Source organism: Zunongwangia atlantica 22II14-10F7 (assembly GCF_002094855.1).
GTDB classification, from domain to species: Bacteria; Bacteroidota; Bacteroidia; order Flavobacteriales; family Flavobacteriaceae; genus Zunongwangia; species Zunongwangia atlantica.
On sequence record NZ_ARYN01000019.1, the window covers coordinates 1 to 16,147 of the forward strand.

At 34.4% G+C, this 16,147-nt stretch carries 13 protein-coding genes; 10 read left to right on the forward strand and 3 right to left on the reverse strand.

Annotated elements, in window-relative coordinates; all coding sequences use genetic code 11:
• Window positions 1–670 precede the first annotated feature (670 nt).
• On the forward strand, window positions 671–994 hold the full coding sequence (locus tag IIF7_RS17570) for a cupin domain-containing protein (RefSeq protein ID WP_084842998.1): 324 nt from the start codon (window positions 671–673) through the stop codon (window positions 992–994).
• Window positions 995–1,255: 261 nt separating this feature from the next.
• Here IIF7_RS17570 and IIF7_RS17580 read toward each other — a convergent pair whose 3' ends face one another.
• The 3 genes from IIF7_RS17580 to IIF7_RS17590 form a co-directional block, all read right to left on the reverse strand.
• Window positions 1,256–2,119, reverse strand: a complete 864-nt coding sequence (locus IIF7_RS17580) for a sigma-70 family RNA polymerase sigma factor (protein WP_084843000.1) — start codon at window positions 2,117–2,119, stop codon at window positions 1,256–1,258.
• A 277-nt stretch (window positions 2,120–2,396) separates the two neighbouring features.
• Window positions 2,397–2,825 carry a cold shock domain-containing protein gene (locus IIF7_RS17585; protein ID WP_084843001.1) on the reverse strand — a complete coding sequence of 143 codons (429 nt, stop codon included), beginning with the start codon at window positions 2,823–2,825 and terminating at the stop codon, window positions 2,397–2,399.
• A gap of 573 nt (window positions 2,826–3,398) precedes the next feature.
• The gene (locus IIF7_RS17590) at window positions 3,399–4,481 is read right to left on the reverse strand and encodes a fatty acid desaturase family protein (RefSeq protein ID WP_084843002.1); all 1,083 of its coding nucleotides are present in this window, start codon (window positions 4,479–4,481) and stop codon (window positions 3,399–3,401) included.
• 856 nt (window positions 4,482–5,337) lie between these two features.
• Here IIF7_RS17590 and IIF7_RS17595 point away from each other — a divergent pair.
• From IIF7_RS17595 to IIF7_RS17635, 9 genes are all read left to right on the forward strand, one after another.
• A complete protein-coding gene (locus tag IIF7_RS17595) occupies window positions 5,338–6,582 on the forward strand; it encodes a site-specific integrase (protein ID WP_008615538.1) in 1,245 nt (414 codons plus the stop codon).
• Between the two features lie 499 nt (window positions 6,583–7,081).
• A complete protein-coding gene (locus IIF7_RS17605) occupies window positions 7,082–7,765 on the forward strand; it encodes a response regulator transcription factor (RefSeq protein WP_008615540.1) in 684 nt (227 codons plus the stop codon).
• Complete coding sequence (locus IIF7_RS17610) at window positions 7,762–9,042, forward strand: sensor histidine kinase (protein WP_008615542.1); 1,281 nt, start codon at window positions 7,762–7,764, stop codon at window positions 9,040–9,042. The genes IIF7_RS17605 and IIF7_RS17610 overlap by 4 nt, the downstream gene beginning before the upstream one ends.
• A gap of 69 nt (window positions 9,043–9,111) precedes the next feature.
• Window positions 9,112–9,597: a hypothetical protein gene (locus IIF7_RS17615; protein ID WP_245801669.1), complete on the forward strand. Its 486-nt coding sequence runs from the start codon at window positions 9,112–9,114 to the stop codon at window positions 9,595–9,597.
• Between the two features lie 51 nt (window positions 9,598–9,648).
• Window positions 9,649–10,371, forward strand: coding sequence for a superoxide dismutase (locus IIF7_RS17620; protein WP_008615545.1), 723 nt, complete (start codon window positions 9,649–9,651; stop codon window positions 10,369–10,371).
• A complete protein-coding gene (chrA, locus tag IIF7_RS17625; protein WP_084843003.1) occupies window positions 10,371–11,738 on the forward strand; it encodes a chromate efflux transporter in 1,368 nt (455 codons plus the stop codon). Before IIF7_RS17620 ends, chrA begins: the two co-directional genes overlap by 1 nt.
• Before the next feature lie 497 nt (window positions 11,739–12,235).
• Window positions 12,236–13,171 (forward strand): DUF1259 domain-containing protein, encoded by a 936-nt coding sequence (locus tag IIF7_RS17630; RefSeq protein ID WP_245801670.1) that lies wholly within the window; start codon window positions 12,236–12,238, stop codon window positions 13,169–13,171.
• 1,086 nt (window positions 13,172–14,257) lie between these two features.
• A complete protein-coding gene (locus tag IIF7_RS20885; RefSeq protein WP_008615551.1) occupies window positions 14,258–14,395 on the forward strand; it encodes a hypothetical protein in 138 nt (45 codons plus the stop codon).
• Window positions 14,396–15,021: 626 nt separating this feature from the next.
• Window positions 15,022–16,131 (forward strand): GAF domain-containing protein, encoded by a 1,110-nt coding sequence (locus tag IIF7_RS17635; RefSeq protein ID WP_084843004.1) that lies wholly within the window; start codon window positions 15,022–15,024, stop codon window positions 16,129–16,131.
• Window positions 16,132–16,147: the final 16 nt, after the last annotated feature.

Genomic DNA, 16,147 nt, shown 5'->3' on the forward strand with positions numbered 1-16,147 from the left:
CAAAAAGGTAAGGCTGTAATATTCAATGTAAACTTAAAACTATGAAATATAGATCGGTCAACCATACTGGAATGCTGCTAAAGCGAACGTGAGACAAAAGTAAATTTTCCGCTTCAATCCATTAAACTTTTTGTTTGCTTTTGGCTTATGTTCAAGATCATTTTGACGAACCGTTTTGACTGCAACGTAGTGAAAGGAAATATGGTGAGGAGTATTGCAATTTTGCCTTAATGGATACTATTCTAAGACATTCTGGTTACATTACTCTAGGCTTTATAGATCTTTCCAACGGGATATATCCACAGGGATGGACATATTTCGAAATTTAAAAATTATAAAACTCTAAATAACAGTGTTTTAAAAATTAAAAGGGTCGAATAACACCGCTTTGCGTGTTATCCTCTTGCATAACCCCTTAGCCTAGCTTTGTTATTTGTTTTTGGATATTTTTTATTGACATTAAATTTCAAATCTATAAGTGGTTCAAAATTTTAAAATGGCTATGCATAAGATAGCTCTCAATGCATACACCTTTTAGATCACTAATTTTAATAATTCAGTTTTAAATCATTTATACCGATAATTCAATGTACATTTCATAGTGCTAAGACAATCTATCACAGTCGCATATAGTAGTGCAATAAACTCATTGTTTGTAATTAAATTAAGGATGAAAGAAAATGAATTTGGTCAGTTGGTTCCCTTTAATTTACGAAAGGAAATTACCTATAGTTCTAATGCTATAATTAGACGAACTATAATTGATAAAGCATCTAGAATTGTTGAGTTGATGGCATTTGACTATGGTAAAGTTTTAGCGGTTAAATCAGCCAATACTCAACTTCATTTTTTGATTGAAGGGAAGGCAGAGATGGTGGTAGATGAAGTTTCTACATATCTTCAATCAGGTGATTCTATTATTGTCCCATCAGGTATTACTTATTCTTTAGAGGCCAATGAAAAATTCAAAATTGTAACTATAAATTTAACCTAAACTACATATGCTTTATAAAAAGCCTTTATATCAAACTATGGATCGCGTTTGTGCTAAAAAATTTCCTGAACAAGAACTAAGTATAAGAATTTATGCTTACAATATTTATTATTGTAAAATAATAAATAACCCAGAAGCTAAAGAACTTATATATTTCGAAAATGAATTGACTTCTTATCCTATTTTAAACAAATCGTAATTATAGTTCATTAGGTCAATAATAACTAAGAATTACTTAAAGTCAATATTAATACTAATAGCTCAAAAAAAGTCTAGAAAAACGTTGGCTGCTTTCGGAGAATTACGAAGTTTAATTAGTCCCATTTCCTTAATTTGTCGAACGCGTTCTGAAGTTAAGCCTAGATATTTACTAACATCTTTTAAGCTTTTAGCTTCGCGTCCATTAAGACCATATAATAAAATGATAACTTCTTTTTCCCTGTGTTTTAGTATGTTCATCAATTGACTGATTTCTTTCGATACTGATTTGGTTAAAAGTTTTTGGTCAGGATCATCTGTTTCACTTTTAATAATATGTCCTAAAGTTAAATTGTTACTATCTGTTGTTAGTGGTTTATCCAAGGAAAGGTATGTGGCATTACTTTTTGTTGCTTGTTCTATTTCTGCTAAAGGGAGTTGCAAAAAATCAGAAATTTCTTCGGAAGAAGCATCTCGCTGTAACAATTGCTGAAGTTCAGAATTTGCTTTTCTAATTTTATTAATTACAGCGATTTTATTTAGAGGTAATCTTACGACCCTTGCGTTCTCAGAGATTGATTGTACAATTCCCTGACGTATCCACCAAACAGCATAAGAAATGAATTTAAATCCTCTTGTTTCGTCGAAGCGATTGGCTGCTTTGATAAGCCCCATATTTCCTTCAGCAATTAAATCTGATAAGCTTAAGCCCTGAAACTGGTATTGCTTAGCTACAGAAATCACAAACCTTAAATTTGATGTGATAAGAATATTTAGAGCTTTCTGATCACCAGCTTTAATTTTTCTTGTAAGTTCAACTTCTTCTTCTCCTGTAACAAGAGCAATTGGATGGATGTCTTTTAAATAAAAATTTAAAGTTGGATCATTTTTATTTGTTGTCTGTTTAATAATTTTAAGTTGTCTCATATTTTATGATTTAATAGCTTGATTAATCGAATGAATGACGTTTTCTTTAGCTCTAATGATAAGATTGGATATTTTTCAGGAATTTTCAGAGGTGAAATTGAAATATTTGCAATCACTTTTCCTTTTTTAAAAAATATCAATTCCAGATTTTATTTGGAAATAATAGCTTAGAGCTAATACCCCATATTAAAGATATTTTAATGTAATTAGCCATATTTAGTCTAAGGTAATTTTCCATATCTGAAGGCTTTTTAGACCTTCAGCAAATAAAGCATAATCACCTTTTTTCTACCCGAACAGCTTTGGAGCCCTTAACTGTTTTTTGTTTTATAAAAAGAACCTTGTCTTGTGGCATAAGATCTTCCAAAATATCTAAGATGTGAAAAAAGATATTAGTTCCAGATTTTTGATCTTTTATAAAACCATACCCTTTTTCTGTAAAAAAAGAAATAACAATTCCTTTTCGTTTTGTTTTATGATCGAGATTTTGATCTTCTTGAAAAGAATGAAGGGCGGCATCATCATGATTAGGATCATTTTGAGGAACCTTACTTAGATGGCCAGATTTATCGACATAAATCAACATTTCTTCAAAAGTCTTCCCTTTATTATTATCAGTCTTACGATTCTCTCTACGCTGCTGCTTCAGCTTTCTTTTTTCAACCTTTTTTTTGTTATATTCTTTTTTTGAAACGGAGTCTCCCATAGGATCAATTTTTTATAATTAAAATATTTATTGGATAGTCACACAATACCCCGAATTAATTATATTGATAAAAACGACTTGTGTTGACTAGTGCCGCAAACGAATAAACATTACCGAAAAGAGAACCAAAAAGGAGAAAAATTAAATATAATCAACGTTAGGGGAGTCCTAGGTACAGGTATTTGTAATGCTAGTGTAAGGTATAACATTTTTCTTTGTATTAACCTTATAAGCACTTTATTTTATCAGAACCATTAAAAAAATGACTCTTCAATAGAAAAAGACATATGCTAAATAACACTAAAGAGTTTTATTTGTTATTTTAAAAAGCATATAGAGTATTTTTATAATTAGGAATAATGTAAATTTGTATACAAACCATAATGTTTGATATATGACATTACTTTTTACAGAGGTTTTCGTAGTTTCGATTGCTATTATCTGTTTTTTACTTATTTTTTTAATTTATGTATTTGGAGGATTTCCCTTCATTTTTAATGGAAGAAAGAATTACTAACAATAAAATAAAAAGCTCCTTAAAATTTAAGGAGCTTTTTAATTATAGCAGTCCTGCTATTGTTTACCAAGATTTCTTAACATAGCGATATGATCTGCAATCGCTTCAGTAAAGGTTGATTTTTGATTATAAGGAATACCAAATTCAAGCGCTGTATTTTGTACAATTGGGCTAATATGACGATAGTGAACATGACAGACATTAGGAAACAAATGGTGTTCTATTTGATAATTCAATCCTCCTATTAACCAGGAAAATATCTTATTCTTCGGTGAAAAATTAGAGGTAGTTAGTAATTGATGTACTAACCAATTATTATCAATTTCACCTTTATCATCCGTTAATGGATAATCAACATTCGGCATAACATGTGCGACCTGAAAAACACAGCTTATTAGAAGGCCTGTTATCAAATGCATGGATATAAAAGCAAGAATAATAAGCCTTGGAGAAAATGGCAATACGATAATAGGTAAGACTATAGCGTAACTGTAATAAGCCAATTTCCATAGAGTCAAATGAAATAGGCTCTTATAAAATTTATTCCGATTTTCGATCAATCCCATCTTTCGATACCTGGTTAATCTCACAAAATCTTTTGCGCTAATCCAAGCTAATGTTGAAATACTATAAAAAAACCACACGTAAATAAATTGAAAACGATGAATTTTGTATTTCTTTTTATGCGGTGAAAATCGTAAAAAAAATGGCATATTTAAATCATCATCGGCATCATGGATGTTGGTATAGGTATGGTGTAAAACATTGTGTTGCAAATGCCAAACAGTAGCATTTGCTCCAATAATATTCATAGAGTAACCAAGGATTGTGTTTAGTTTTGTATGTTTAGAATAAGATCCATGAATAGCATCGTGCATTACCCCCATACCAATTCCAGCCATACCAAAACCACTGGTAATATAAAGTAAGAATAACATCCAAGCAGATGTGACGATACCCGAACATAAAATAATTATAGGACCTAAAAACAATAAAAGCATTACTATTGTTTTTGTTACCATACTGCGATTAGCATGGGTGGAAATCTCATTATCTTTAAAATACTGACGAACTCTTTTTTGTAAAAGTTTTACAAAATTACGATCTAACGACCGTGAAAATTTAGGATGATTTTGCAAATTAAGGCGTTATTAAAGGTGATAGATAAAACGATAAATCGAGGAAGAATTGTCGGTTGTTCCGGGAAGTTCTTGGTATCTTTAATGTTATTAACGCAATTATCCAGCCAAAATTATAATTATTACCATTTAAACGAAACAATTTTTACGCAATGGTAATTTAGTCTACAGCTCTAAGCAACATTAAAATTAAATTTTCAGATTGCCAAAATTGGTTTAGGTATATGATTCTTTTAGTACATTAGTAAAAGATGAACTGAAAACACCTAATCTGATGTTTGATCTTGGAAAACTCTATATCCCTACCATTCTTTCGTTTGATCCATCAAGCAAAACAATATCTTTTACTCTACCTGATTTTTTCACTAAAGAGCATTTTGAACATGTCCAATACTCCCTTTAGCATAATATTTTTAAGCTCTGATACTATTAATTATTATGGTGAAAAGGATAAAGAATTTGCTATTTTTGTATTAAGTGAAATTGACGAAATAAAGTCAATTGATATTGAATAAAATGGTTCCGATTCGGTGACCTTTTGAAAGCAACTTTCGAAACCTCCCGATTGACAAGGCATTTAAGGGCTGGGTAGCGTTCTGCCACCCCGACTTTAACAAGTTATATTTTAACATAATTAAAGGGTAATTATATGGTTTTCATATAGTTGCCCTTTCTTTTTTGCTCAAATTTTAACAAACAGTGTTAAATTTTATGTGAGTTCACCGTGAGTTCACTGGGAATTTGTGAGTTTATCGTGAGTTATTTTTTTGTATTTTTAGCTTACCGATACTCCATAATTGCGTATTGGTAGTTTGACTTTCGCCTTAATTAATTGTTTCATTAAAATAACATAACGATGCGTACCAGTCAAACCTTTTCCATTTCTTTTTTTATTCGCAAAAAGAAAAAGCAACCAGCCTTAGCCCTCCTCTATGCCCGAATCACCGTTAACGGTAAATCATTAGAAATAAGTTTAAAACGAACTATTCCGGTAGACAAGTGGAACCAATCAGCCAGTAAACTTACCGGTAACACTTCTGAAAGTCGGCAGATCAATAAAAAGATTGATGAAACCAAAGCGCAATTATATAAAACCTATGATAGCCTTTTAAAAGAAGGACTGCTGGTAACCACACAAACAGTCAAAGCTAGATACCTGGGTAGTGACCAGCAACATTATACGCTTACCTATTTGATTAACTATCACAAAGAAAAGATGGATAAGGTGTTAAAATATGGTACCATGAAAAATTATACGACTACGGAAAATTACCTAAAAGATTATTTAAAAGCCCAGCATCATACTTCAGATGTTTATCTAAAGCAAATTGATTACCAGTTTACCCTGGGATTTGAAAGTTATTTACGTGTTTTGCCGGGCCTTCAAAATAATGGAGTAATGAAGCATATGGAGCGGTTCAAAAAACTAATGCGCCTGGCCGAACATTTAGATTGGATTGAAAAGAACCCCACCAAAAGGTTCAAGCTACGCTTTGATCAGGTGGATATGGTTTATTTAAACAAGACCGAGCTGGAAAAGATCAAAAACGAAGAGTTTGAAAAACCGGTATTAACTATTAACCGGGATATTTTTGTTTTTGCCTGTTATACCGGGCTGGCTTATGCTGATGCCAAAGCCTTAAATAAAAACAATTTGCAAATTGGAGTGGATGGCAATAAATGGATTTATACCCGAAGGAGTAAAACGAATACTGCTGTGAGAGTTCCATTACTCGCAGAGGCGGAACGAATTCTAAAAAGATATAAGACTCATCCTAAAATAGACGGAACGGAAAAATTGCTACCGGTTTATTCCAACCAGAAAACCAACCAGTATTTAAAAGAAATAGCTAAAGAGGTGAAAATAAAAAAACAACTGAGTTTTCATACCGCCAGGCATACTTTTGCCACAACGATAACTTTAGCTAATGGCGTTCCCATAGAAACAGTTTCCAAGCTTTTAGGCCATACCAAATTATCCACTACACAGATCTATGCACGAGTAATTGATTCTAAAATTTCTAATGATATTGATAATTTAAGAGAAAAGTTGAACGATGAAAAAACAGAAATGGTAACAGACCGTACCTTTTATTTATAAACCTTTATTAATAGAGACTTTGTAATAGTCTTGTTTCAAGGTCACCAATTCGGATTCAAGTTTTTTGTTCAAATTTTGTTTTCAAATACTGAAGAAAGTAGAAACTACTTCTAAAATAGCTTATATCTTTATTTGTCGCAGAATTTCTTCGAAACTGGGTGGATCATTTCAGGTCTAGGAATTTTGATCAACCTATTAATAAAAATTAACCTATTTGATATCCTTAAAATCCTTTGTTTTTTCCATTTTAGCTTCTATTTACCGGAAGCCGTTGAGAGCAAAGTATTTGGTCATAAATTTATCACCAATCCAAATTTATCTTTTAAAAAACTTTTGTCCGTTATACTGAGAAACTTTGGGGGCTTTGATTCAGCTGTTATTGTTTTGGTTGCCGATCATATTTTTTTATTTGCCAATGGATTTTGAGATCGAACTGAAGCGAAGAAGATATTGCTCAGCCAGTATTTCTACAGAATTAATTTCTTAATTTGTATTTATTATGAAATTACTGATTGTAGAAGATGAACCGTACCTGTTAAAAAGCCTTGAGGATTTCGCGGCCAAAGAAGGCTATTTATATGATTCGGCAGGCAACTTTCAAACAGCCCAAGAACGTGTTTATTTATACGATTATGACTGTCTAATTCTAGACATTAATTTACCGGATGGCAGTGGGTTCGAAATTCTTGAAATTCTTAAAAAAGAAGATAAGACTGATGGTGTTATTATTCTTTCTGCAAGAGATTCCCTAGATGATAAGTTAACTGGCCTCGAATTAGGAGCTGATGATTACCTGATAAAACCATTTTATTTTTCAGAACTTAATGCCCGGATAAAAGCCGTCATTCGTAGGAAACAGTTTAAAACCAATAAGCCTATCCGCTTTGCCAATATGGTAATAGATCTAGGCCAATACCTAGTGAGAATAGATAACTTTTCTACGCCAATCTCATTTACTAAAAAAGAATATGCTATACTCATCCACCTCATTAACAATAATAAACGTATTATTTCTAAAATGGCGCTCGCAGAGTACGTATGGGGTGATTATGTAGATGAGGCCCAGAGTTTTGATTTTTTGTTTTCTCAGATTAAGAACCTCAAACGAAAGCTGAAAGATGCCGGGGCACAAGTAGAAATAAATAACATCTATGGGGTAGGTTATCAAATTCAGGCTTTATGAAGCTGCTTACCTACACATCCCGCCTTCAAATGCTGTATTTCCTCGTCTTGTTCGGGATTTTTTCGATATTGTTTTATTTGGTACTTAGCTGGAATGTACTTCAAAATGTAGATGAAGTGTTGAACAACCGCAAAGTCAACTTGCTAGCTTATCTAGAAGAAAATCCTGAAGCTCCTTTTAAAGAGGATAACCCACTAGACGATTTTACCTTTTTTCCTGTTGAAAAGAAGGTGTTTCAGGAAAGCTATGAAAGCTACACTGACACTCTTATTTATGAGCCTGTTGATGATGAGTTTGATGAGTACCGAAAGCTTACAGCTTATGTGAAATTACACAATAATAACTACCGGCTGGAAATTATAAAGCCACATCTGGAAGCGGGAGAAATGATAGGTACCATTGCCATTACACTCGGCAGCCTATTTATGGGCTTGGCGCTTTCTTTTTACTTAACCCAACGTATTATCTCCAAAAAAATATGGAAATCGTTTTTTGAAATGCTCGAAAGGCTCCGGCTCTTGCGCTTTGATAAAGAGAAAATGCCCGAATTACCATCTACAAATATTGATGAGTTCCGGATGCTGAATGAAGCTGTGAATGAGCTGGTCCGAAAAAATACTGAAGTCTTTCAAAGCCAAAAGCAATTTATTGAAAACGCTTCACATGAAATGCAAACGCCCTTGTCCATTATCCAGTCAAGGCTGGAAGCACTCATTGGGCAGGCTGAACTTTCAAAGAAGCAGGCGGAAATTATTGAAGGCATTATCGGTTCAACACAACGCTTAAAAAAACTGAGTAAAACTCTGTTGCTCTTATCTAAAATCGAAAACCGGCAGTTTATCCTTTCGGAACAGGTTGATATTCAAACAATTTTATGCCGATCCATGGAATTTTATGAAGAACATAAAGCCGCCTTGAATATATCGGTGAAAGCCGAAACACGAGATAGTTTGAAAGTGCAGGGAAATATTATGCTTACGGAGATACTGATACAGAACCTACTTAAAAACGCCTTTCTGCATAATATTGAGAATGGAATGGTAAGCGTTCAAATAATGGAAAACAAGCTCATTATTGCCAATACCGGGCAAAAGCAAGAAATAGGAAAAGTATTTGAGAAGGATAAATTGTTCAACCGTTTTTACAAACAATCCAGGAATCCCAATACTTGGGGGTTGGGATTAGCCATTGCTCTAAAGGTAGCTGAAACGAGTGGATGGGGACTTCATTATTATAAAGAAGAAGGATTGCACATTTTTGAAGTGAATTTCGGGTAACCAATCAGCTTCCCAAATTTCTACAGATTCCATTCATATACTTGCATTTAATAAAATCATGAAACTATAATGAACAGAGCCGGGAACCAAATCATTCTTATTTTGCTTTTATCCTTTTTAACCCCTAAAATTGTTTTTTCACAGGTAGAAAATAAAGAAACAAATTATCCTAAGATAAAAAACTATTTTAGTATTATGCATCCTATTGCCACTATAACAAAAGACGGGAATCACTTTAATTTTGATGGCAGTTATACAGTAGGCTTTCCAGTTGGTATAAATTTCCTTCAGAGCGACAAAATAGCTTACAGTATCGAGTTTGCACCTATGATTTCTTTTAATGATCGTGCGAGTAGGGTAACCGGATTACTTTTTCACCCAGGTGTTATCTACCGAAACATTGGAGGTTTTAATTTTTTAACCAGGCTTGCATTCAATACCAACGGCCGTTATGGTTTTACAGCCGTTATAAACAGACCTATAATTAAAAAGGAACTTATTTCCTCGCTACGCCCATTCCGTTTAGATTCGGCAATGATTTACCTTTTTCAGTAACTTTTGGTTTTCAAGTTGGAATAGCATTTTAATCATATAAAAGAAAAAATTATGGACAGAAAAGATTTTTTAAGGAACTCAGCAATTTTAGGTGGAGCAACCATACTCCCTACTAACAATGTATTTTCGCAGAATGTGACTGAAAATGGAATAGATAAGTTGGTCGACAAAAACGGTAACTTTATCCAGAAATCACTTCCTTACAACAAAACATTTTTGGAACCACATATGGACGAAGAAACCCTTCACTTACACTATGAGTTTCATCATGGTGGAGCAGTTAAAGGTGCAAACAAAGATTTGATTAAAATAAAAGAACACCTAAAATCAGGAGATTTAGACCAGGTTGATTTGTGGACACGCAAACTGGCGTATCATTTTTCAAGCCACGTGCTACATACCATTTTCTGGACAAACCTTTCCAATAAAAAAACACAGCCCAAAGCAGAACTATTGAAACAGATAGAAAAAGATTTCGGCTCATTTGAAAAGCTCCAGGTATATATAGCAAAAGTATCTAAAGGCGTAGAAGGAAGCGGCTGGGGTATTTTGGGTTATCAACCCTTTTCCCGATCGCTAACCATCTTGCAATGTGAGAATCATCAGAAACTGACCCAGTGGGGCGTGATTCCGTTATTGGTTATTGATGTGTGGGAACATGCATATTATTTGAAACACAAAAATAAAAGAGGGGATTTTGTCGATACGATTTTAAATATCATTAATTGGGATAATGTAGCAGAACGATATAATAAGGCCATAAAAATTGTTTAATGGAGCAATTACCCTTTAAAGAAGCCATAAAAGTATGGATTAGAGTAGCCATTTATAGCTTTGGTGGACCTGCCGGGCAGATTGCGGTGATGCATAAAATTCTGGTCGAAGAAAAAAAATGGATAAGTGAGGACCGCTTTTTACATGCGCTCAATTACTGTATGCTGCTGCCTGGGCCGGAAGCCCAGCAGCTGGCCACGTATATTGGGTGGTTGCTGCATAGGACGAAAGGGGGGGTAACTGCAGGTATTTTATTTGTAATACCTGGATTTGTTTCAATACTAATTCTCAGTATTCTTTACGCTGCTTACAGAGATGTTGGTATTGTCGAAGCTATATTCTTCGGTATTAAACCTGCCGTCTTAGCCATAGTTGTTGGAGCCGTCATTAAAATAGGTAAAAAGGCCATCAAAAATGAGCTCATGTTTGTTTTGGCGGCTTTGGCCTTTATAGCTATATTTTTCTTTGAGGTAGATTTTCCTTATATAATAATAGCAGCGGGATTGACAGGTTTTATTGGCGGAAAACTTTGGGAAGAAAAATTCCATGTCATTAAAGGGCATAGATTAGCTGAAGAACATAAAGACAAGGATAATAATGAAAATACATTGATTGACAGCAAAATACAACCTGTAAAGCCGTCTTTAAAAAAAACATTCAAGACTATTTTTATTTTCCTAACGCTATGGTCTTTACCACTATTGATCCTTGGACTGGTGATTGGGGTCGAAAACATTTTCTTCTCGGAAGGCTTATTTTTCAGTAAAACGGCCGTTGTAACTTTCGGAGGGGCTTATGCTGTATTAGCCTATATCGCTCAAAAAGCGGTTGAAGATTATGGCTGGTTACAATCCGGTGAAATGTTGGATGGACTGGGTATGGCCGAAACTACGCCGGGTCCGCTGATACAGGTGGTACAGTTCGTAGGCTTCATGGGGGCCTATAGATTAAGCGGCTCTCTCGATCCTCTAACAGCTGGAATTTTAGCTTCCCTGATGGTTACCTGGGTTACCTTTGTACCTTGCTTTCTATTCATTTTTACAGGCGCTCCTTATATAGAATACCTACGGGGCAATAAAAGTTTAACCACTGCACTATCAGGAATTACAGCTGCCGTAGTAGGGGTTGTACTTAATCTGGGTGTCTGGTTTGCAATCCACACCCTTTTCTCTGAGGTTAACGAAAAATATCTGTACGGAGCAAGGTGGTTGATTCCCGAATGGAGCACAGTTAATATTGGATCATTAATTATTGCTCTAATAGCCTCTTTTGTATATTTCATTTTGAAATGGGATATGTTGAAAACTATCCTGATCAGTGTTTTATCAGGTATCATCTATTTCTTCATATTTAAGGAATTAGGTTGATTATGTGCTGTAACCCTATTGTCGATAACAGCATGATAACAAAGGATATGGCACTTACGGTATGTTTAAAAGGTGTAACCGGCAATCACGACAAGGGCGGCGGTTTATGGATAAAACAATTATTATGTAGTACGGGCAAATCCACTCGAGGATAACGTGGTGTGTACAAAGTAGAAGATGGCTAACGCAGAGATTTGCCCCTTGTAGGAAAAGGAAAAACCTATGGCTTAGATGTTGCCGCTCTAGGTGATAACTGGAAGAGCCTGGAATTAATATTAAAAGTGATGATTTACCATTTATTTGAACAATAAGGAGTATTTAAAGTTAAAGATACCACCCTCACTAAAGCTGGTAAGGTGGGTTTATGGACCAAAGAAGATGCTGTAACTTACTTTGATGATTTCAGTATAAAAACATTAGATTGATTAGAAGAATTTAAATAATAAAACAAACATATTATGAAAAGTAAATACGTATTGATTTCAACAGTTTTTTTATTGCTTTCGTGCAATGGCCATGACGGTAAAAAAGAGAATGCTGACAGTTCTCGCCCATCTTCTGAAAAACAAAAGGAGATAGAACAACAGGAAGATATGGAACGGCATCCCCTGAATATTACAGCTATCCGGGAGGTTATTGGCATTAAGGGCACGGAAAACAATGGGGAATATAAAGTAGTAGTTCCCCAAAATGATCTAGAGATAATGGTTGATGGTTTTAAAATCATCCCCCCGATGGGACTAGGCAGCTGGGCAGCATTTTCTGCGATTAAAGAGGGAGCAATGGTCATGGGCGATATAGTGGTGACTGAAGATGATTTGTGGCCGGTACAACAGGAAGTAATAAGACAGGGATTGACTATTACCGCCATCCATAATCATTTTGTGAGGAATAATCCCAATGTCATGTACATGCATATTGGAGGTATGGGTGAAGAAGGAGTACTTGCAGAAAAAGTAAAAGCTTTATTCGATAAGGTTGTGGAAGTGCGTGGTGGGAATCCTGCAGCTTCCGAACCTAGTGAAGTCGAGAATACGCTGGATACTGATAGAATAGATAATATTATAGGACATTCAGGTAATCTTAACAATGGAGTTTATAAGATTACAATAGGGAGGCCAGATGTTGATCTTAGGGAGCACGGAGCTCCTGTTAGTACTTTTATGGGATTTAATACCTGGGCCAGCTGGCAGGGGACTCCAGAAAAAGCTGCTGTTGCAGGAGATTTCACCATGCTTGCCGATGAAATTGCCCCTGTTATAAAAGCCCTTGTAGAAAACGGTATTGAAGTAGTGGCAGTACATAATCACATGGTGTATGAAGAACCAAGAATATTCTTTTTACATTATTGGGGTGTGGGCCCAGCCGAGAAACTCGCCCACGGTCTGAAAACGGCTCTTAACCAGACCGGGGTGGTGAGCAAAAATGAATAATTAAATTCATTTTTAATTTAGCGAGGTATTTTAAATGAATGAGAGAGGAGACACGGGATTAATTTCCGTTACCTCTTTCCACGTAAAAATACCTACGGTTCTCGTATACTGTAATTTTTCTATTTATTCTGAATTTCCTCTAACCATTGCCAAGAGGTGGATGTCCTGTCTGGAACTTGCCGAAATAAAACTTTATGTGAGCTTTTTAATAATCCCTTGAATAAAATAGACCTATGAGTAACCCAGGCGAAATTTTCGTTATCTTTAAAAGAAAAGGATAATTATATGTCTATATACGATTACCCTTTAAAATGTTGAAATTTTCTTTAACGAAAAGGATGTTGAACTCCTATTAAATTAAAAGGTCTTAAAACCTGATTTTCCATCTGATGCCGTTCCGGAGATAACTAACAAGGGCTTTTATCAAATAAGTATCAGCCCGAAGCTTTGAATAGCGTATAATTCGTTCCTATCAGTTCGGTCACAGTTTATTATTATGGGGAAGTATTCCCCGATAGAAAGTTAACAATTACAGAAACTCACTAACATATATATAATTCCTAAATAAGTGTGTTCGTAAAACTAAGGGGGAATAGCAAGAGGGTAACACGCGAAGCGATGTTACAGATCATTAATACATTGAAATTCAATAAATTACGAATTTAAATCCTATCATTTTTCACGTATTTTGCGACAAATGCTCTCGCAACCCCCGTAAATAGGTGGTTTTTTGCGACAAATTTCACGGAAAACTGAAATTCAAACCCACTTACCACTTTTACCTCCACTTCGCAAAAGCTCCATTTCAGCAAAAGAGGTTTATTACAATTTGTCTTAGACACGAGCCAAAAAGCTTAAAATATTAAAAGAATACGATCGAAAAAGCTTTTTGACTCAAGTCCGCTAGGCGGTAACTAAAATTCACCGATCAGGTTTTCAGAATTATTTAAAAATCCTTCCTACATCACCTTACCTTTCGATGCAAAAATCAAGCTTAAAAATTAACCGGAGCGCATAAACCGCTTTGCTATTTATAGCTCCTCTATAATTTTAAAACTGAATGAAGTAGCATCAAAAGGTAATGCGATGGCGCTGGAAGAAGTAAATAAAATTGAGAATAAACCATTTCATCCTGATCTCACTATTTTTTCTTTTCGCCGGCAAAAGGAAAATGCTCCAGATGAAAAAAGTAAATTGGTTTTTGTTCTAAACTTTCCGGATTGACCAGATTCGATGCAAAATCTTTGATTTTTTTGGAGTCGGATCTTTTACTTCCTCAATAAATTAGACAGGATTCATAATCTAATTATTTGTATATTTGATTAGGTCAGAATATCAAACTGCACCAATACGTTCTATTTAAATTGTGAGTTAATCGTGAGTTCAAAAAACTAGAACTGCGTGAAACCATACAAATACTGGGGTTTTCAGCGTTTTAAAAGCGTTCTGCCACCCCGACGAAAAACCTGATAGTCTTATGATTATCAGGTTTTTTTGTTTTTGGGATTATTAATAATGCATCACTATCTTTATATGTTTTGAGTGATCACCTATATTACTTCAAATGCTTTTTTAGATTGACATCTATCGATTCTATTTTTTAGTTTCCTACAGAATTAAAAGATTATTAATATCAATTGTATTTTATAGATATATTCTTGGTTGTACATCGGCTAAGAGTAACCTCCTGGCGAAATATTTGCTAAAATTCTTAATTTCTATATATTTTTACAGCTTAAAATATCGAATAATAGTAGATTTACCGCGGTCTCAAGATGATTTTCTTAAAATAGCAAATCAGCTGAAAATGGTGAATGTAGTATTCTCTAAAAAGCCAAAGAGGCAATTTTATGCTTGAAAAAGAACGTTTAGAAGAACTTTACAGTTATCAGATTTTAGATACAGATCCTGAACTAGAACTAGATGAAATCACGCAGCTGGCATCTTTAATTTGTGGTGTGCCAATAGCTTTAATAGGTCTGGTAGATAAAGACCGGCAATGGTTTAAGTCTACTTTTGGTATTGCAGTTTCTGAAATTCCTAGAAAAGAAGCCTTTTGCCATCGTTTAATATCTGAAGATCTCGAACTTTTGGAGATCGAAAATACCCATGCAGACGAAAGATTTAAAAATGAACCTGTAGTCGCTGCAGCCTCACATATTCAATTTTATGCAGGTGTTCCTCTTAAAAGCCCTGCAGGACATGTATTAGGGACACTATGCGTTATGGATACACAGCCTAATAAACTTTCAGAAGATCAGAAAAAAGGCCTGTTGCTTTTAGCTAAAAAAGCAACAGATTTTTTAAATACTCGTAAAACTTTACGAGATCAAAAAATGCATATCGATTTAAGTGCTTCGCGGCTTAAACAGATATTGGATAATGTACCTGGTGTTGTTTTTCAGATTAAAATAGCACCAAACCTGGATTTTAATTTCGATTTTTTAAGTAAAGGGATAGAAGATATTCATTCAGACATCGATCAACTTAAAATTTTAGAAAATCCGGCGATTTTACTCAATTATCTTCATCCAGAAGATAAAGATGAATTTTTACAAACTTTAGAAAAATCTGCCAGTACATTATCGCATTATAAATTTACATTTCGTATTGTTTCACAAACAGGGCTTATAAAATGGTATAAGTTAAGGGCAACCCCTAAAAAAAGTGATAACGATAGTATTCTATGGTTTGGGACTTTATTAGATGTATCTGGTATTATGGAATATGAGTCTATTTTAGAGCAAATTACTTTTGATATTTCTCATGTAATTAGAAGTCCGTTAACCAATTTACAGGGCCTAAGTACAATTCTTAAAACTGAAGAGAAATTAACCGAAGGCAATCTTAGAAACTATGCAGATATGATTAGTATAGTGATCGAAGAGCTAGACATATTTACACGAAAATTAGACCAATTTTATCAGTTAAAAATTGCCGATCACCAGGCAAGAGTCTAAAATGTTATTTTGTAAC

Bases quoted from the DNA above. Each gene is read 5' to 3' on its own strand.
- IIF7_RS17610 (WP_008615542.1), top strand. From the start codon at position 7,762: ATGAAGCTGCTTACCTACACATCCCGCCTTCAAATGCTGTATTTCCTC.
- IIF7_RS17580 (WP_084843000.1), bottom strand. From the start codon at position 2,119: ATGAGACAACTTAAAATTATTAAACAGACAACAAATAAAAATGATCCA.
- IIF7_RS17620 (WP_008615545.1), top strand. From the start codon at position 9,649: ATGGACAGAAAAGATTTTTTAAGGAACTCAGCAATTTTAGGTGGAGCA.
- IIF7_RS20885 (WP_008615551.1), top strand. From the start codon at position 14,258: ATGGCGCTGGAAGAAGTAAATAAAATTGAGAATAAACCATTTCATCCT.
- IIF7_RS17605 (WP_008615540.1), top strand. From the start codon at position 7,082: ATGAAATTACTGATTGTAGAAGATGAACCGTACCTGTTAAAAAGCCTT.
- IIF7_RS17595 (WP_008615538.1), top strand. From the start codon at position 5,338: ATGCGTACCAGTCAAACCTTTTCCATTTCTTTTTTTATTCGCAAAAAG.
- IIF7_RS17635 (WP_084843004.1), top strand. From the start codon at position 15,022: ATGCTTGAAAAAGAACGTTTAGAAGAACTTTACAGTTATCAGATTTTA.
- IIF7_RS17585 (WP_084843001.1), bottom strand. From the start codon at position 2,825: ATGGGAGACTCCGTTTCAAAAAAAGAATATAACAAAAAAAAGGTTGAA.
- IIF7_RS17570 (WP_084842998.1), top strand. From the start codon at position 671: ATGAAAGAAAATGAATTTGGTCAGTTGGTTCCCTTTAATTTACGAAAG.
- IIF7_RS17615 (WP_245801669.1), top strand. From the start codon at position 9,112: ATGAACAGAGCCGGGAACCAAATCATTCTTATTTTGCTTTTATCCTTT.
- chrA (WP_084843003.1), top strand. From the start codon at position 10,371: ATGGAGCAATTACCCTTTAAAGAAGCCATAAAAGTATGGATTAGAGTA.